Annotated in this window: 12 protein-coding genes and 1 CRISPR repeat array (1 of these 13 cut by a window edge); of the genes, 6 read left to right on the top strand and 6 right to left on the bottom strand. The window is 64.8% G+C overall.

Annotated elements, in window-relative coordinates; genetic code table 11:
* Positions 1-554: direct repeats of the CRISPR family, unit length 36 nt; unit sequence GTCCTACCATAGGCAAATCGGTAGGGAAACCACGGC; it reaches 3,502 nt to the left of the window's first position.
* Between the two features lie 253 nt (positions 555-807).
* The 3 genes from nagA to ACOQPC_RS02445 are packed head-to-tail and all read right to left on the bottom strand — an operon-like array spanning position 808 to position 3,754.
* Positions 808-1,980 carry an N-acetylglucosamine-6-phosphate deacetylase gene (gene nagA, locus ACOQPC_RS02455; protein WP_420607087.1) on the bottom strand — a complete coding sequence of 391 codons (1,173 nt, stop codon included), beginning with the start codon at positions 1,978-1,980 and terminating at the stop codon, positions 808-810.
* Positions 1,977-3,005 carry an SIS domain-containing protein gene (locus ACOQPC_RS02450; protein ID WP_420607086.1) on the bottom strand — a complete coding sequence of 343 codons (1,029 nt, stop codon included), beginning with the start codon at positions 3,003-3,005 and terminating at the stop codon, positions 1,977-1,979. The genes nagA and ACOQPC_RS02450 overlap by 4 nt, the downstream gene beginning before the upstream one ends.
* On the bottom strand, positions 3,002-3,754 hold the full coding sequence (locus ACOQPC_RS02445) for a GntR family transcriptional regulator (RefSeq protein WP_420607085.1): 753 nt from the start codon (positions 3,752-3,754) through the stop codon (positions 3,002-3,004). The genes ACOQPC_RS02450 and ACOQPC_RS02445 overlap by 4 nt, the downstream gene beginning before the upstream one ends.
* Before the next feature lie 201 nt (positions 3,755-3,955).
* On the opposite strand from ACOQPC_RS02445, the gene ACOQPC_RS02440 reads away from it, so the two are divergent.
* From ACOQPC_RS02440 to nagE, 4 genes are all read left to right on the top strand, one after another.
* Positions 3,956-6,667, top strand: coding sequence for a TonB-dependent receptor (locus ACOQPC_RS02440; RefSeq protein ID WP_420607084.1), 2,712 nt, complete (start codon positions 3,956-3,958; stop codon positions 6,665-6,667).
* Between the two features lie 134 nt (positions 6,668-6,801).
* Positions 6,802-8,982, top strand: a complete 2,181-nt coding sequence (locus tag ACOQPC_RS02435) for a family 20 glycosylhydrolase (RefSeq protein WP_420607083.1) — start codon at positions 6,802-6,804, stop codon at positions 8,980-8,982.
* Positions 8,979-11,456 carry a phosphoenolpyruvate--protein phosphotransferase gene (gene ptsP / locus ACOQPC_RS02430; protein ID WP_420607082.1) on the top strand — a complete coding sequence of 826 codons (2,478 nt, stop codon included), beginning with the start codon at positions 8,979-8,981 and terminating at the stop codon, positions 11,454-11,456. Before ACOQPC_RS02435 ends, ptsP begins: the two co-directional genes overlap by 4 nt.
* Positions 11,453-13,114: an N-acetylglucosamine-specific PTS transporter subunit IIBC gene (nagE, locus tag ACOQPC_RS02425; RefSeq protein ID WP_420607081.1), complete on the top strand. Its 1,662-nt coding sequence runs from the start codon at positions 11,453-11,455 to the stop codon at positions 13,112-13,114. Before ptsP ends, nagE begins: the two co-directional genes overlap by 4 nt.
* 148 nt (positions 13,115-13,262) lie before the next feature.
* Here nagE and ACOQPC_RS02420 read toward each other — a convergent pair whose 3' ends face one another.
* The 3 genes from ACOQPC_RS02420 to ACOQPC_RS02410 form a co-directional block, all read right to left on the bottom strand.
* Complete coding sequence (locus ACOQPC_RS02420; RefSeq protein WP_420607080.1) at positions 13,263-14,123, bottom strand: MipA/OmpV family protein; 861 nt, start codon at positions 14,121-14,123, stop codon at positions 13,263-13,265.
* Between the two features lie 156 nt (positions 14,124-14,279).
* Positions 14,280-14,717, bottom strand: a complete 438-nt coding sequence (locus ACOQPC_RS02415) for a DUF2141 domain-containing protein (protein ID WP_420607079.1) — start codon at positions 14,715-14,717, stop codon at positions 14,280-14,282.
* Positions 14,714-15,427 carry a sterol desaturase family protein gene (locus ACOQPC_RS02410; RefSeq protein WP_420608046.1) on the bottom strand — a complete coding sequence of 238 codons (714 nt, stop codon included), beginning with the start codon at positions 15,425-15,427 and terminating at the stop codon, positions 14,714-14,716. Before ACOQPC_RS02410 ends, ACOQPC_RS02415 begins: the two co-directional genes overlap by 4 nt.
* A 277-nt stretch (positions 15,428-15,704) precedes the next feature.
* On the opposite strand from ACOQPC_RS02410, the gene crtY reads away from it, so the two are divergent.
* On the top strand, positions 15,705-16,862 hold the full coding sequence (gene crtY, locus ACOQPC_RS02405) for a lycopene beta-cyclase CrtY (RefSeq protein WP_420607078.1): 1,158 nt from the start codon (positions 15,705-15,707) through the stop codon (positions 16,860-16,862).
* Between the two features lie 8 nt (positions 16,863-16,870).
* Positions 16,871-18,421: a phytoene desaturase gene (locus ACOQPC_RS02400; protein WP_420607077.1), complete on the top strand. Its 1,551-nt coding sequence runs from the start codon at positions 16,871-16,873 to the stop codon at positions 18,419-18,421.
* The last annotated feature ends 116 nt before the right edge of the window (positions 18,422-18,537 follow it).

Here is an 18,537-nt window from a genome sequence, read left to right as displayed (position 1 = left end):
TACCATAGGCAAATCGGTAGGGAAACCACGGCCGAGAGTGCCTTGCGGCAGAATTGCTCGGCGTCCTACCATAGGCAAATCGGTAGGGAAACCACGGCCGTTTGGCAAAGGCTGGGCGCGGCGCGTTGGTCCTACCATAGGCAAATCGGTAGGGAAACCACGGCCGCGATCGCCCGCCACACCGTGTGTTCGCGGTCCTACCATAGGCAAATCGGTAGGGAAACCACGGCCGAGGTAGGCGCGGGCTTCTTCCGTTCCCGGTCCTACCATAGGCAAATCGGTAGGGAAACCACGGCCCTTCGCGCAGGCGGTCCTCGTCCGGCGCGTCCTACCATAGGTAAATCGGTAGGGAAACCACGGCTATCCACGAGGCGCTAGGCAAGGCGCTGGTGTCCTACCATAGGCAAATCGGTAGGGAAACCACGGCGGTGTCTTTAGCCTTCTTCGATCGCGTCCTACCATAGGCAAATCGGTAGGGAAACCACGGCCTTCGATGCCGAGGCTTCAGAACTCAAAAAGTCCTACCATAGGCAAATCGGTAGGGAAACCACGGCACCGGCTTCCGTCCCGCGCATCGGAAAGCTGTCTACCATAGGCAAATCGGTAGGTCGGGGGCATCGCTGAAAGCGCTTACAAAAATGTTTCATAATTCAAGGAGATGCCTGCCGATTTGGAGCCACCTAAGCGGCACCGCCCATCCGCATCCGCCCAGCCCGGCGCTGGTCGCCAGCTTCCATATCCTTCTCCCGCCCGTGTGGAAGAGCGATTGAAGCTCCAAATTCAAATCTGAGACCCCACTGTCCATTGCTATGTCGAACTCACGGCCGGGGCAGCAGGCACGGCGCCGGAACCTTCGCCACCGATCCAACTCGCCTGGACAGTCATATTCTCTGCCATTGCAACAAGATCTGCACGCGCGCCCACCGCGATACGGCCATGAAGCGGGGCGATTCCGAGGAACTCGGCCGGACTTGCGCTCGCCATCATGCTGGCCGCCTCCAATGGTAGCTCGAGCAATCGGACCGCGTTGCGGACAGCGCTGGCCATGTCGAGGTCCGATCCCGCAAGCGTTCCGAATTCATCGCGGCAGACTCCGCCGCGCACCGTGACGGGCCGGCCCTGTAGCGAAAAATCCTTATCCGCCGCACCGACGCTCGGCATCGCATCGGTCACCAGCATGATCCGTTCGCGTCGTTTGAGACGTAGGGCGAGGCGCATCGTGACCGGGTCGACATGGTGGCCGTCGACGATCAGCCCGCACCAGCTTTCGTCGTCCTCCAGCGCGGCGCCGACCGCGCCCGGCGCGCGGGAGGTTAGTGGGGACATGGCATTGAACAGATGGGTGAAGCCGCGCACGCCTGCATCGAGTCCGCTGCGAATTTGCGCATAGGTCCCGTTGGTATGGCCGGCGGCCACGATGATCCCGGCCGCGGTGAGCCGGCGGATCATGGCCGGACTGGTACGCTCCGGAGCGAGGGTGAGCAGGGTCACGCCGCGTTTCATGCCGGTAACCAGAGCGAATCCATCCTCGTCCAGCGGCCGCATCTTGTCCGGATCGTGAATTCCGCCGCGGTCGGCGCTCAGGAACGGCCCTTCGATGTGGATCCCCAGTACGCCGGGCACGCCCTGCGCGATCGCTTCCCCGACGGCGGCCATTCCCGCGCGCACGACATCGAACGAATCGGTCAGGAGCGTCGGAAGAAATCCGGTGGTGCCGTAATTTCGGTGGGCCGCGCCGATTGCAGCAATCGCCTCGACCGTCGGGTTCTCGTTGAACAGAACGCCGCCGCCGCCATTCACCTGACAATCGATGAAGCCGGGCAGCAGAGTGGCTTCGCCAAGGTCGGTGCAAGGCGTGCCGACGGGCACGTCCCGTGCGCCAACGATCGCGGCGATCTGGCCATTGTCGATCAGCAGCGCATGGCCTTGTACCATGCCGGACTCCAGCAGGATTCGGCCGCCTGTGAGCGCGTGCGTCATGTCGTCTGCGTCACCTTTTTAAGATGGGGCGGGCGGTCGGGATCGAAACCCCGTCGCAAGGACAGCGCATTGACCGCGCCATAGAAGGACTGGATCTGCACGATGGGCTGCAACGCGGGATGGGTGGTAATCGTCGGAAGCGAAATCGCCTGGCCCGGGCATTTGCCCGCGACCCGTATCCGCGCGCCACGATCCAGCATCGTTGTGATCACATCGTCGATACCCTTGGCGGTGGCATCCTCCTGACGGAACACAAGCAGTGGGAAGGCCTCCGTGATGATCGCCATCGGGCCGTGCAGCACCTCTGCAGAACTGAACGCCTCGGCATGCAGACCGCATGTTTCCTTGAGCTTCAGGGCCGCCTCTTGTGCAGCCCCCAAGCCAACCCCGCGGCCGATGACGTACAGGCCGCGCGCATCGCTCAGTTCATCGACGAGAGCGGACCAGTCAAGCTCGGTCGCGGCCTGCAACTGATCCGGCAGCTCGGCCAAAGCCTCGTTCAACGAGGCGTCGTTCGACCAGGCGGCCACCAGCTCGGCGATCCGCGCCAGCGAAGCGATATAGCTTTTCGTGGCGGCAACGCTGCGTTCCGGGCCGGCCTCGAGCGGAACAACATGGTCGGCAAGATCGGCGAGCGGCGACGCGGCGGCGTTCACCAATGCCAGCGTCCGCGCGCCGCCCGACTTTGCCGCGCGCGCCGAGGCCAGCAGATCGGGGCTGGCGCCGGACTGCGAGATCGCGATGCACAGCGCGCCCTGCGCTTGCGGAATGCGGCCGTAGATCGAAGCGGTGGATGGCGCGGCCGACGACACCGGAATGCCGATCAGCGTCTCAATGAGATATTTGGCATAGGTCGCGGCGTGATCGGAACTGCCGCGGGCGCAGGTCAGGACCACGGGCGGGGGCCGATCGCGCAAGCTCCGCGCGATCGCTTCCATCTGATTCCCGTCGCCCGCTTGCTGGCGCCGGACCGCGTCCGCCGCTTGCGCCGCCTCGCGCGCCATATCGGTTTGGGACTGGGTCATTCCGGATCGCTCAGCTCAGCCACAAAGTCATAGGCGTCGCCGCGATACCAGCTCTGCGTCATTTCGATGGGTCGTCCGTCCTTCAGAAATCCCCGCCGGTCGATGAACAGTCCCGCGGCACCTGCCTCGACCCCTATCAATTTGGCCTTTGACTGGTCGAACAGCGCCGCTCGCAGCCGCTGCAGGGCGCGCACGGGACGATGACCGGCCGCATCGAGCGCCGCGTAAAGCGAGGTTTTGACCGCCGCGATGTCCGGCAGGCCGAACAAAGGAATGGTGGTATATTCGAGCGCCATGCCGAGATCGTCGGCATAGCGGATGCGGTGGAACCGGTAGACCTGCGCGCCGGGGCTGAGACCCAGCGCGAGCGATTCGTCCGATGTCACCACGCCCTCCGAGCGACGAAGCCACTCGCTGCGCACCGAGCGGCCACGCGCCGCCATGTCCTCGGAAAAGGAGGTCAGCTTGGCGAATTGTTTCTCGACGCGTCCCGTAACGAAGGTACCGGCGCCCTGTCGCCGCAGCAGCAGCCCCTCGTTGACAAGTCCTTCCACCGCCTTGCGCAGCGTAATGCGCGAGACGCCGAGTTCCGCCGCCAGTTCACGTTCCGGCGGAATCGCGTCCTCGGGACGATAGGCACCGCTGTCGATCGCGCTGCGGAGCCGATCCTGCACATGGCGGTACAGCACACGGCGGCTTTTGGAGGCCGGGGCCTCGGTTGCCGATATCTTGATTTCGCCCTGCGGCATACACATCCCCCCGATTGTCACGCAGTAGATTCATCCTAAGACCACTTAGGAACCAATATCCAGCAGAAATTTTCCTCATTGCTTCACGAATTTGAAATTTCCCCTTGACGATCCGTATAAGTTGGCGGATGTTTTCCATAATTGGTATTTGATTGGTGCCATAGAGGCATTGATAAGTGCCGAGGGGAAAAGGGGTGGACGATGAGCATTTGCAGGCAATTAGGCTGGACCGCGAGCATCTTCGCAATCGGTATCGTGGCGTCCGCCGCTCAGGCGCAGAATGACGAGGATGTCCCGATCAACAGCGGCGAACCGGCCGCTTCTCCCCAAGAGGATACCTCCTATACCGAATCGCAGGACATCATCGTCACCGGCATCCGGGCATCGCAGCGGGCATCGATCGACGCAAAGCGCAATCTGGGCGTCATCGCGGATGTTCTGACCGCGGAAGATATCGGCAAGTTTCCCGACAAGAACGTCGCCGAGGCGCTGCAACGCGTTCCCGGCGTCGTCATCAACCGCGAGTTCGGCGAAGGCGAACGGGTCAGCCTGCGTGGTACTGCGCCGAATCTTACCAAGACGCTGGTCAACGGCCACGGGATCGCGACCGCCGACTGGTTCGTGCTCGAACAGCTCGCCGCCACGCGCTCGTTCAATTATCTTACGCTGCCGTCGGAGATCGTCGGCCAGCTCGAGGTCTACAAGAGCCCGCAAGCCGACGTGGAAGAGGGTGGAATCGGTGCGACGATCAATGTCAATACACGCGACCCCCTCGATCTGGACGCATGGACCATTTCGGCATCGGCACAGGCGGTCTATTCGGAAAAGCGCGACAGCTTCGATCCGCAGGCATCCGGTCTGGTTAGCTGGAAGAATTCTTCCGAGACCTTCGGCATCCTGATCGGCGGCGTCTACCAGAAGCGCAAGATCCGCCGCGACGGCGTGGAGGTTCTCGGCTATTTCGATTATGACGTGAACGGCGAGACGGTGAAGGTGCCCTCCCTGATCGGTTCGGCCCTGTTCGAACAGGAGCGCGAGCGCTACGGCGGCAACATCGGAATTCAATTCCGTCCGTCCGACGAGTTCGAGCTGAACGTCACCGGCTTGTACTCCAAGTTCAACGCCAATAATTTCAACCAGAATTTCCTGGCCTGGGGCAGCAACGCGCTGGGCGGCGGCGGCACGCTCAGCTCGCCCACCGTCCGCGACGGGACGGTGGTGAGCGGGCGCATCGATTCCATTCCCGGCGGTAGAGCGGCGGTCTACGACGCGATCGATCGCACGGCGTTCGCCGAGACCTATTCGGGTGATGTCGATGCGCTCATCCACCCGAGAGACGGGACCACGATCCATCTGAAGGCCGGCTATACCGAAGCGCATGGCGATACCGTGTCCCAACCGTTCTACGAGGGCGGCGCGCCGGGCGGGTTCACCTTCGATCTGACCGGGCGCACGCCGCAAGTCGGTTTCATCGGGCTGGATCCAACCGATCCGGGCGATCTGGCCTTCGATTTCGGCTCGCTGCACCAGATCACCAACACCGACCAGGAATTCTACGTCTACGGCGATTTCGAGCAGGAACTCGATCTGGGTCCGGTGACGGCGATCAAGGTCGGCGGCAAATATGTCGATCACAACCGCGACGCGGCGTTTCTGGCGACCACCTATGGCGGCTTCTTCCTGCCGCTGCTCGCCAATGGCTGCGGAGGACCGTGCACTTCGGCCGATTTCGCCGGCGATCTCACGCCGGACGATTTTCTTTCGAACATCGCTTCGCCAGGCACTTTGACCAACTTCTTCCAGGTCGACCGGGAGCGCTTGCGGTCGATCTACAACGGCCTGCCCGCCGCGGTGCGCGCGCGCATCATCAATCCGCCCGAAAACTATTCCATCCGCGAACTCAGCTATGGCGCCTACGCCATGGCGAAGTTCGAAGGCACCGGATATCGCGGCAATCTCGGCGTGCGGGTGGTGCGCACCGAACAGCGCTCGCAAGGCAACCAGATCGGCATTCCTCCGGGGCCTGGGACGGTGAACGACAACGCGTTCGGGGTCTATCTGCCGATCACCGTCGACCGGTCCTATACCGACTGGCTGCCGTCCTTCAACATCGCCATCGATATCACGCCGGACCTGATCGTCCGGTTCGGTGCGGCGCGGGCCATCGCCCGTCCGGACTATACCGATATTGTGCCGCGTATCAGTCTGAACCCGGGATCGCTGACGGCGGCCGGCGGCAATCCGTTCGTCGATCCCTATCGCTCGAACCAGGCCGATCTGTCGGTGGAGTTCTACCCCGACAACGAAACCATCTTCGCGGCGGCCCTCTATTACAAGGACATCGAGTCCTACATCACCGACCGTATCTTCCAGCAGAATTTTCCCGTGCAGACCGCAACGCCGAACACGTCGCGTTGCACGTTGCTGAACGCGGCCGACAATCTCTATGATTGCACCTTCGACGTGAACCAGCGCGACAACGGTCCGGGCGGCAAGAACAAGGGCATCGAACTGCAGGCATCGCGGCGGTTGTTCGCCGGTTTCGGCGCGATCCTGAACTACACTTATTCGGATGCGACGATCGATGGCGGTGGTCAGGTGCCCGGCAATTCGGAGCATTCGTTCAACGCCACCGGCTATTATGAAGCGAACGGCCTTTCGGCGCGTCTGAGCTATACCTATCGGTCCGATTTCTTCATCACGATCGACCGGGCGGCGCCGCTCAATCAGACCGCCACGGACTCGCTCGATGGTTCGCTGAGTTACCAGCTGACGCCCAACATTGCCTTGACGGCGGATGCGATCAATCTGACAAACCACAAGATCGTGCAATTCTCCGGCACGCCCGACCGGCCGCGCGCGATCTACGATAACGGGCGCCAGTTCTACGCGGGGGTCCGGGTCCGCTTCTGATGACGCAAGGAAGGGGAGGAGCGGTGTTGCGAAGGTCGATGGCCGCGTTCTGGCTGCTTTTCCTTCCGGCTTGCGCGGCCTTGCCCCGCACTGCGCCGCCGCCGGTTTCGTCGGTTCAGTCGGAACCGCGGCTTTTGCCGTTGCCGGTTGCGCTGACACGGGGACCCGGCGCGCTGCTGCTGAGGAGCGGCGCGGTGGTGGCGGTGCCGCCCCGCGATCCGGGGGCTTCCGCCGCGGCCGATCTGCTGGCGGATTGGCTCGTGCGCACCGGAGGACCGGCGCTGGTCGTTCGCGAGGCGAGCGCGGGAACGATCCGCTTTGTCCGCCGCGCCGGTCTTCCTGCCGAAGGCTATGCCCTCGACGTGACGCCGGACGGTGCCACGATTGCCGCGAGCGACGATGCCGGGCTGCTCTACGGCGCGGTCACGCTCTGGCAACTGGCAACGCAGGACGGCGTCGTCGGCACATTGCCCGCAGTGCATGTTTCGGACGCGCCGCGCTTCGCCTGGCGCGGGCTGATGCTCGACAGCGCGCGCCACTATCAGACGCCAGCCTTCATCCGCTCGCTGATCGACGCCATGGCCGCCAATAAGCTGAACCGATTGCACTGGCATCTCGTCGACGATCAGGCCTGGCGGCTGGAGATCCGCAAATATCCGCTGCTCACGCAAGTCGGCGGTTTTCGCGCACCGGCCACGGCGCCGGGCGCGCCGCCGCTGCCGCCGACGGGCGGGGTCTACAGCCAGGCCGAAGTGCGCGATCTCGTCGCCTACGCCGCCCGCCGCGGCATCACCATCGTGCCGGAAATCGAGATGCCCGGCCATGCGCTGTCGGCCATCCGCGCCTATCCGGCGCTCGGGACCGGCGCCCCGATCCCGCCGGGGGTCGAGGCCGGTTGGGGCGTGTTCCCGTGGCTGTTCAATACCGAGGATAGCACCTTTGTCTTTCTCGAGAACGTGCTGACGGAGGTCATGGAGCTGTTCCCCTCCCGATATATCCATATTGGCGGCGACGAGGCGGTGAAGGAGCAATGGAAGGCCTCGCCGGCCATCCAGGCCAAGATGCGCGAATTGGGCATCGCCGACGAGAATGCACTGCAGGGCTGGTTCATCGGACGGATACAGAAGTATCTTGCCAGCCATGGTCGCCGGATCATCGGCTGGGACGAAATCCTGGACGACGGCGCCGCGGCGCCGGGAACGACCATCATGTCCTGGCGCGGAACCGACGGCGCCGTCGCGGCGGCAAAGGCGGGGCTCGACACGGTGCTCTCTCCGGCGCCGACGCTGTATCTCGACCATTTGCAGAGCGGCGCGGGATTCGAGGGGCCGGGACGCGGCCCGCCGATCGGGCTGGCGGAGGTCTATGCGTTCGAGCCCATGCCGGACGGCTTGACGGAAGAGCAGAGAACGCACGTCCTGGGCGTGCAGGGCAACCTGTGGACCGAGCATGTGCGCGGCGATGCGCGCGCGGCCTATATGATGTTCCCGCGCGGCGCGGCGGTGGCGGAGATCGGGTGGTCGCCGCCCCAGGCACGCGATTTCAGCAGTTTCGCCCGGCGGCTCGCGCCGCAGATCGATCGCATGGCGGCGCTCGGTATCGTCGGCGCGCCCAGCGCATTCGTGCCGCGCCCGGACGTGGAAGCCGATTTTGCCGTGCATGGCAGCAGGGTTTCACTCTCCAACGAGGTGGGAAGCACCATCCGCTACACGTTGGACGGAAGCGAACCCACCGCGCGTTCACCGCGATATGAAGCGCCGCTTCGGATCGGCTGGCCGGGGCGGCTGCGCGCCGCGGCCTTCGATGGGGATCGTCGGCTGCCCGGCGCGCTGGATCGCGGGTTCGACGCCGCCGAGGCCCGGCGGCGCGCCGATACCGATCTAACGCTGTGCTCGAACGGCGTCATCCTGGCGCTGGAAGACGACGCGCCCGCCACCGGCCCGCGCCCATCCCTGCGCATGAATATCCTCAAGCCTTGCTGGATTTATCCTGCCGCGCCGCTGGACGGCGTCGACGCGATCGCGGTGACGGTCGGCCAGTTGCCGTTCAATTTTCAAGTCGGCGCCGACCGCGACGCGATCCGCTTCGCACCGCCCGCGACCGTGGCGGGCGAGATCGAAGTCCGGCTGGACGATTGCGAGGGTGCTCGCATCGCCGTGCTGCCCTTGGGGCCAGCGGCCGGCAACGCCGCGTTGACCAAACTCTCGGCACCCATCTCCGGACAGTCGGGGACGCATGATCTGTGCCTGACCTATACCGCCGATGGTCCCAATCCCCTGTGGGCGATCGAGTCCGTCCAACTGGTGGCTCCGTGAGCGCGATCCGTCTGGCGGCGCCATGGGCGGGGTGGGCCATGCCGCTGGCAGACGTGCCGGACCCCGCGTTCGCGCAAGGAATGATGGGCGAAGGGATCGCCATCGATCCGCTGGAAGGAACGTTGCGCGCGCCCTGCGCGGGCGTCGTCGGAACCGTGGCCGCTACCGGCCATGCCGTAACGCTCCTGCTCGAGAATGGTGCGGAGCTGTTGCTGCATGTCGGCGTCGACACGGTCGCGCTGCAAGGCAAGGGCTTTCGCGCGCTCGTCGAGCGAGGCGCATCGGTCGATCAGGGCACGCCGCTGATCGAGGTCGATCTGGCGAGCGTGGCCGCGAAGGTCAAAAGCCTGAGGACCCCGGTGCTCATAGCCAATTCCGGCTATCGCTGCACGGTCCTCGCGTGCGACCGGCTCGTCGAGCCGGGCGATCCCATAATGGACGTCACGCCACTGGACTTGGCGACGCAAGAGCGGCTGCATGAGGGCGAAGAAATCATGCGCGCCGTCGAGTTGCCGCCGGGTCACGGGCTCCATGCGCGCCCGGCCGCGCGAATCGGCGCTGCCCTGAAAGGATATGGCGCGCAGGTCCGTATCGAAGCCCATGGCCGCTCGGCCGACGCGCGCAGCACAACCGGACTGATGGCGCTGGGCACCCGGGCCGGCGATCGGCTGCACATGACGGCGGTAGGCGCGGATGCGGCGGCAGCGCTCGCCGCGCTCGCCGCGTTGATCGAGACGGGGCTGGAAGGCGAAACCGAGACTCCGGCCGCGCCGGTGCCGGCCGCAACCCTGGCGCACGAACCACTTTCCGCCAATCAATTGCGCGGAGTTCGCGCCGCGCCCGGTATGGCGATCGGATCGGTTTTCAAGCTGGTATCCCAAGCGATAGCGGTGGAGCGCGACGGGCGCGGAACGGATCGGGAGATGGCGGCCCTGACCGCCGCCCTGTCCAATCTGTCTGCCGAACTGGGTCGGCCGGCGTCGACGGCGGCGGAGGAGATCATGGCCGCGCATCGCGCCATGCTGTACGACCCGGAACTGCTCGCGCTTGCTCGCTCCGCCATTGCAAAAGGACGGTCGGCCGGCTGGGCGTGGCGGGAGGCAACGCGCGCGCGGGCTGGCAGCTTGCAAGCCACGGGCGACGCGCGGCTCGTCGAGCGGGTCGCCGATCTGCGCGATCTCGAACAGCGGATTCTGGCGCGCCTGTCCGGTGATATCGAACCCGGCGCACCATCGGCGCCTGCCGGGTCCATCGTTATCGCCGACGACCTGCTTCCGTCGCGGTTTCTCGAACTGCAGAAAATCGGCGTGGCGGGCATCGCGACCGCCCGGGGCGGGGCAACCGCTCACGCCGCCATTCTTGCCGCCGCCGCTGGCGTACCGATGATCGTCGCCGTCGGACCCGCGGTGCTGGAACTGGCGAATGGCGACATGGCCGTGCTGGACGCGGACCGCGCGATTATCGATTGCAAGCCGGACAAGGCCGCGATCGCGGACGCCCGCGCGTTACAGGCACGCCGTTCGAGCGACCGTGCAGCGGCACTGGAAAGCGCTCACACGCTCTGTCGCACGCGGGACGGCGAACGAATCGAGATATTCGCCAATCTCGGTTCGGCCGCCGACGCCCGCAGCGCCGTGGCGGCGGGCGCCGAAGGTTGCGGTCTGCTGCGCACGGAATTTCTGTTTCTGGATCGCCAGACCGCTCCCGACGAAGCCGAACAGCGTGCGGCCTATGCCGCTATTGCAAACGCCCTGGAAGACCGTCCGCTGATCGTGCGCACCCTCGACGTCGGAGCGGACAAGCAGGCGCCCTATCTGCCGGCAGCTTTTGAGGACAATCCCGCGCTCGGACTGCGCGGCGTGCGCCTCAGCCTGGCGCGCCCGGAACTGCTGAAAACGCAGTTGCGGGCCATCCTGACCGGCGTGCCCGCCCCGCGCTGCCGGATCATGGTGCCGATGGTCGTCGATCCATCCGAATTGCTCAGGGTCCGCGAGATGCTGGATATGTGTCAGCACGATCTTGGGCTGGAGAGAGTGCCGCTCGGCGTCATGATTGAGACGCCGGCCGCCGCGCTGATGGCCGCAGAGATTGCGGTCCATGCCGATTTCCTGTCGGTCGGAACCAACGACCTGACCCAATATACCCTCTGTATCGATCGTACCAGCGATGCGCTCGCTGCGCGCGCCGACGCCCTGCACCCCGCGGTGATTCGCCTGATCGCGGCGGCGGGCACGGGGGCGGCGCGCCATGACCGTCCGTTGGGCGTGTGCGGCGCCCTGGCGTCGGACCCGCTTGCGGCGCCGCTGCTGCTTGGGCTGGGCGTGACCGAATTGTCGGCGATCCCGGCCATGATCCCGGCGCTGAAGGCACGAGTGCGCGCGCTGGAAATGGCCGAATGTCGGACGCTCGCCGAGCGGGCGCTTTCCTTGGGTTCGCCGGCAGAGATACGCGCCCTGTTGGAGAAGACCATATGAGGCTGTCGCTGGACCGGCTGCAACCGCTCGGCCGCGCGCTGATGCTTCCCATCGCCGTGCTGCCGGTGGCTGGCTTGCTGCTCCGGCTGGGCCAGGACGATCTGCTCGGCATCCCGTTCGTCGCCGATGCCGGGGGGGCGATCTTTTCGAGCCTTGGACTGTTGTTCGCGATCGGCGTGGCGGTCGGGCTGGCGCGGGAAAATCACGGAGCGGCCGGGCTCGCCGGCGCGGTGGCCTATCTGGTGACCGTCGAAGGCGCGAAATCCCTGCTCGCTATCCCGGCGGACGTGTCGGCGGGTCAAAGCGGACCGATGGCGGATATGTTGGTCGCGGCCTGGAAGACCAAGGAACTGGCCAAGCTCGGCGTTCCGGCCGGCATTGCCTCGGGTCTCGTCGCCGGCGCGCTCTACAATCGCTATGCCACCATCAAACTGCCGGAATATCTGGCATTTTTCGGGGGCCGGCGCTTCGTGCCCATTGCGGCCGGTTTTGCCGGACTGTTTGGCGCCCTTCTGTTCGGGCTTGGCTTTCCGTTATTGGAGGCCGCCATCGACACGCTCAGCCGCTGGGTCGTCGATGCGGGCGAAATCGGCCTGTTCGTCTACGGGGTGCTGAATCGGCTGCTGATCGTTACCGGACTGCATCACATATTGAACAACATCGCCTGGTTCCTAGTCGGCGATTATCAGGGGGCTACGGGGGATCTGAACCGCTTCTTTGCCGGCGATCCAACAGCTGGCGCATTCATGTCCGGTTTCTTCCCGGTGATGATGTTCGGTCTGCCCGCCGCCTGCCTCGCCATGTACCGATCCGCGGCACCCGAGCGGCGACCGGCGGTCGGCGGGCTGTTTCTCTCGCTCGCCCTCACCTCCTTCCTGACCGGCGTGACGGAGCCGATCGAATTCACGTTCATGTTCCTGGCACCGGTCCTCTACGCGGTTCACGCGGCCCTGACAGGACTGTCGATGGTGATCATGGACCTTCTGGACGTGAAGCTCGGCTTCGGGTTTTCCGCCGGGCTGTTCGATTATCTGCTGAACTACGGCTTGGCGACGCGGCCGCTGCTGTTGCTGCCCGTCGGCGCCGCCTATTTCGCGATCTATTATGCGAGCTTCCGGTTTTGCATCGTTCGCTTCGATCTCAAGACGCCCGGCCGCGAGGTCACCGAGCGCGGTGGGATGCCGAATGAATTGCACGGCGCAGCGGGCGGAACCGGGGAAGACCGTGCGAGGGGCTATGTTGCGGCGCTGGGCGGGCCGGCAAATCTCGTCACCGTGGATGCGTGTACGACACGGCTGCGCTTGACGCTCGGCGACGACATGGCGATCGACGAGGAGGCCCTCAAGCGCCTCGGCGTTCGCGGCATCATTCGGCCGGGGGCGGGACTGCTACAGGTGGTGATCGGTCCATCCGCGGACCTGCTTGCCGGTCAGATCCGCGATATCGTCAAATCGCCTGCTGCACAGGATCATGGAGAGCACATGATGCTTGCGCTGGGTGGATGCGCAAATGTCGTCTCGATCGAGCAGCAGGCCGACCGCGTGACGGCAATCGTACACGACATCACTGGCCTCGATCCCTCCCTGATGAACGAATGGGCAGGCCGGGGCTGGCGGCAAGTCGGGCCGAACATAGTTCATATCTTGCCGGAAGAATGAATAGCGGTGGCGATCGCTTCGGCGGTCTTGAGAAGCTGCCGCGGCTCAAGCTGGCTCGATTTGTAAGATTGGCGAAAGCGTGCATCCGCCTGACAATCGAAGCTGCCCTTTCGGTTTCAAGGGCTGCAACGCTTGGTTAAGACCAAGCCTAGAATGTATAGCCCAGCCCGATACCGCCGAGGAACTGGTTGGCGCTGCCGCGGATGCTGGTGATCGGGCTGTGCTTGGCGTCGCCGAGCAGGCGGCTGTAACCGGCCAGCACGAAGACGGCGAAGCCTCCGTCGGTCAGGTCTCCGTTCAGATCATAGGTAAACAGCGCGTTGGCGCCCACGCTTTGGAAGCCGCCCTCCGCCTGAAACACCGGCAGGCCGCTCGCTAGCGCGCCCGACGGGCTGCTCGAATAATAATAATCGGCGAAATCGTCGTCGACATGCTCGGCATTGACCGAAAGCGCGATGGCGGTGCCGCGGCTGACCGGGGTGAGGAAGCTGACGGTGGGGCGGATCATGCGCCCGTTATACGCGCCGGCCACGTCCCACACCGCGTCGAGCGTGACCGACAGCGTATCGAACGGGGTGATGATGCCCGAATATTGCACGCCGACCTGGCCGCCCAGCTCGATCGCGGTGTCCAGCTCGCCGAGCTGCTCCACCGCGTCGTCCACGATCCGCCGGGTGCGGTCCAGCCGGATGCGCGCCACGGGGCCGGCAATGAAGCCGAACTGCGCATCCTCGGCATCCGGGATCACGTCAAAGGCGAGGCCGGTGCCGCTGGGGCGGAAATTGATACCGCCCAGCGTGCCGGCGGCAGCGGGCACGGGGAAGAAGGTGTAATCGTCCGAGCCCGAATAGCTGGGCGTGATGCCCACGCCCGCGCCGATGGTGATGAAATCGCCCGCAAAGACGGTGTCCTCGACCTCGGGCAGCGGCGCGGTATCGACGTCCTGGGCAAAAGCGGGCACGGAGAGAGCGGCGGCGCATAGGCCGGCGGCGAAAAGTGGCAGACGCATGGCTGTCGAGACCCCATTATATCGGTTTTGCGGACAATATACTATGTGATCAAAGGTTGCGACCGGGCGCACGCCGCGATGCACGATAGTCACGCGGGTGCGGCTTTTCGGCAACGGGCATGGGCTGCCCTCGCCGACGAAACCGGCGGTGCCCGATCAGAGGAAATAGCGCATCCGCACGGTTTGCGTGGTTACGCCGGGACCGATCGCCAGCGCCACCTTGTCGAAGCCCGGCGGGCCAAAAGTGATCTTCGGGTTGCGCGAAAAGCCGATGCCTTCCTTGGGGATGCCTGCAAAAGTATCGAGCTTGTCGTTGCCATTCTCGTCATGATGGACCGAGACGGCATAGCGCGCCTGCGCGAGGCCGGAGACGATGAGTATGGGCTTGCTGGCGGGCACCGTCAGAAAACGCTTGTCGGGATCCTCAGTGCAATCGGGGAAATAGGCCGGATCGGCGGTGATGCAGACGAGCAGACTGCCCTTGGCCGAGCGCAGATTGGTGAAGGTCAGATCGAGCTCGGACCCGGTTGGCACGGGCGCGGCGCCGGTGGCCAGCGCCAGCAGCGCGGCACCCATGATGGTGCGCTCGATCATGCGGATTTCCTCTCGAACGCTGCCTGCACGTCGAAGGCGCCCAGCCCCGCATCGGTGCCGCAGACGCGGTCCCAGAAGCGGAAATACAGCCCGTAATTGCAATTGTAGCGCTCGTGATGGCGCTGGTGGTGACTGGCGGTGATCGTCCAGCGGCCGAGCGGGCCCCCGGTCCACCAGCGCGGAAACATCTCCCAGCCCATATGGTTGGTGACGCCCATCAGCGTCATGATCGCCAGCACCGTGCCCAGCACCGCGACGTGGACCGGCACCAGGAAGACGAGCGCGGGGATCACCACCGCGCCGGTCAGCGCCTCGATCGGGTGAAAGCTCATCGCCGCCCAGGCGGTCGGCGGGCGGCTGTCGTGATGGACGGCGTGCGCGATTTTGAACCATTTCGGCTGGTGCATGAAGCGGTGGGTCCAATAGAACCATGTGTCGTGCGCGAACAGATAGACGAACAACGAGACCGGCGAATACCAGAGCGGAAACGCGGTTACATCGCTGTAGATCGCGGTCCAGCCGCGCTCCTGCCAGCCCCACATGACGATGCCGGCGGGGATGCCGTAGATCGCCGCGCTCCACAGCGACCAGCGCATTTCTCGCCCGATCTGGAGCTTCAGCCGGTCGTAGAGGCCGGGGCGCACACGCTGCGTGAGCCAGGCGAAACCGCCGCTCGCGACCACATAGCGCAGCGCCACGATGAGCGTCATCGCCAGCGTCGAGGCGAACAGGGAGAGGATGAGCGCGGTCACGCTCCCCCATAGCGCGCGGCAATGAACAGGTCATGGGTGTTGTGCTGCTCAATTTGCAAATACCGCCGGAATGTTTACGGCAAAATCGGGCGCAGCGTAGCGAAACAAGCACAGGGTTGATGGCAGTCCCGCTCTTGGTCTTTGATGAAATCGTCCCATAATCCGGTGGATAAACCGCTAAATTCTCCGCCCCCAGGATTCCCATCGCCCGTCCACTCGGCTACGCCCGCCCCCCATGCTCGAAAAACGCACCTGCGATCTCGCCATTATCGGCGGCGGCCTGGCCGGGGGGTTGATCGCGCTCGCGCTGCGCCGCCGGCGGCCCGATCTGGAACTGCTGCTGATCGAGCGCGGCGAGACCTTTGGCGGCAACCATATCTGGAGCTATTTTTCCAGCGACGTCGCGCCAGAGCATCGCTGGCTCACCGCGCCGCTGGTCACCCATGGCTGGAGCGGGCACGAGGTGCGCTTCCCCGCGCATAATCGCCAGCTGGACGGCATCTATTATTCGATCGAGAGCGACCGCTTCGACGAAGTGATCCGCGAGCAATTGCTCGAACGCATGCGCGTGACCGGCGTGGAGGTCGCCTCGGTCACGCCTACGGCGGTCGCGCTGAAAGGCCATGGCCGTATCCGTGCGGGCGGCGTGATCGACTGCCGCGGCCCGGCCGACACGCAGGCGCTCGATTGCGGCTGGCAGAAATTCGTCGGCCAGCTGCTCGAGCTGGAGGAGCCGCACGGGCTCAAGCATCCGATCATCATGGACGCAACGGTCGACCAGAAGGACGGCTATCGCTTCGTTTACTGCCTGCCGTTCACCCCGACGCGCATGTTCGTCGAGGACACCTATTACAGCAACCAGCCCGATCTCGACCGGCGGCGGATCGCGCAGCGGATCGGCGAATATGCCGCCGCCCAAGGCTGGGCCATCACCCGCACGCTGCGGGAGGAATCGGGCGTGTTGCCGGTGGTCCATGGCGGCGATCTGGAGGCCTATTGGAAAGCGGGCGGCGAGCGCACCGCCAAGGCCGGGGCGCGGGCCGCCTTGTTCCACCCGATGACCAGCTATTCGCTGCCCGATGCGGTGCGCACCGCCATGGCGATCGCCGAGCTCGACGATTTTTCGGGCGATGCGCTGCACCGCTTCACCCGCAATCTGGCCGGCGATCATTGGCGCGGTTCCGCCTTTTACCGTATGCTCGGCAAGATGCTGTTCGGCGGCGCCAAGCCGGGCGAGCGCTACAAAATCTTCGAGCGCTTCTACCGGTTGAGCCCCGATCTGATCCTGCGCTTCTATGCCGGGCAGACAACCTCCGCGGACAAGCTGCGCATATTGTCCGGCAAGCCGCCCATCCCCATATCCCATGCCTTGCGGGCGATCTGGGGTAAGTAGCTATGGCAATGACGATCGACAGGACGAAAGTCCGCGAGCCTGATCTGTTCGGCGCCGACAAGCGGCCTTCTCCGACCGGCAAGACCGCCATCGTCATCGGCGCGGGCTTCGGCGGGCTAGCACTTGCCATCCGCCTGCAATCGGCGGGGATCGCGACGACGTTGGTCGAAGCGCGCGACAAGCCCGGCGGCCGCGGCTACTATTGGGAAAGGGACGGCTACACATTCGATGCCGGACCCACCGTCATCACCGATCCGGATTGCCTGCGCGAACTCTGGTCGCTGACCGGCGCGGACATGGCGCGCGACGTGACGCTGGAACCGGTCTTTCCCTTCTATCGTCTGAACTGGGAAGACGGCACGAACTTCGATTATTCGAACGACGAGGCCAGGCTCAACGACGAGATCGCCAAGCTGAACCCCGCCGATGTCGAGGGCTATGCCAGGTTCCTCGAGTATAGCGTGGGCGTGTATGAAGAGGGCTATGTGAAGCTCGGCCACAAGGCGTTTCTCGATTTCGGGGCGATGATCAAGGCCGCGCCCGCACTGGCCAAATATCAGGCATGGCGCTCGGTCTATTCGATCGTGAGCAAATTCGTGAAGCACGAGAAGCTGCGCGAGGCGCTGAGCTTCCACACGCTGCTCGTCGGCGGCAATCCGATGACCACCAGCGCGATCTACGCGCTGATTCACAAGCTGGAGAAAGACGGCGGCGTGTGGTTTGCCAAGGGCGGCACCAACCGGCTGGTCGCCGGGATGGCCGCGCAGTTCGAGCGGATCGGCGGGACGATGCGGCTCGGCGATCCGGTGGCGCATATCGACATGATGGGCGACCACGCGACCGGCGTGACCACCAAAAGCGGCTGGCAGGGCACCGCCGACGCGGTGGCCAGCAACGCCGATATCGTGCACAGTTACCGCGACCTGCTTGGACAAAACACACGCGGCCAGCGGGTTGCCAAGAAGCTGGCGCGCAAGAAATATTCGCCGTCGCTGTTTGTCGTGCATTTCGGCATCGAGGGCCGCTGGCCCGGCATCCCGCACCATATGATCCTGTTCGGCCCGCGTTACGAGGGGCTGCTCAAGGACATTTACGATCATGGCGTGCTGCCGAAGGATTTCTCGATCTATCTGCACCACCCCACCGTCACCGATCCGTCGATGGCGCCCGAGGGCTGCTCGACATTCTATGCGCTGGTGCCCGTCGCCCATATGGGCAAGCTGCCGATCGACTGGGATGAGGCCGGGCCGCTCTTGGAAAAACGCGTGCTGGACGAGGTCGGGCGGCGGCTGATCCCCGACATCCACGACCGGATCGTCACCAAATTCCACTACGCCCCGCCCGATTTCGCGCGCGATCTGTCGGCGCATCTGGGCAGCGCATTCAGCCTGGAGCCGGTGCTGACGCAAAGCGCCTGGTTTCGCGCGCACAACCGCGACGATGTCATCTCGAACCTGTACTTCGTGGGCGCGGGCACGCATCCCGGCGCCGGCATCCCCGGCGTGGTGGGCAGCGCGAAAGCGACCGCCGGGCTGATGCTGGAGGATTTGCGGGTTTAGGGGCAGCCCCTATCACACAAACCGTCGTCATTCCGGCGGAAGCCGGAATCCAGGGTCCAGCGGCAGTTCCATCTCGCCCTGGAACCCGGATCAAGTCCGGGATGACGTTGATAGTA

The organism is Novosphingopyxis sp. (genome assembly GCF_965218915.1).
GTDB lineage: Bacteria > Pseudomonadota > Alphaproteobacteria > Sphingomonadales > Sphingomonadaceae > Novosphingopyxis.
Note: the sequence above shows the minus strand (reverse complement) of the source record. Positions and strands in the feature narration are given on the sequence as shown.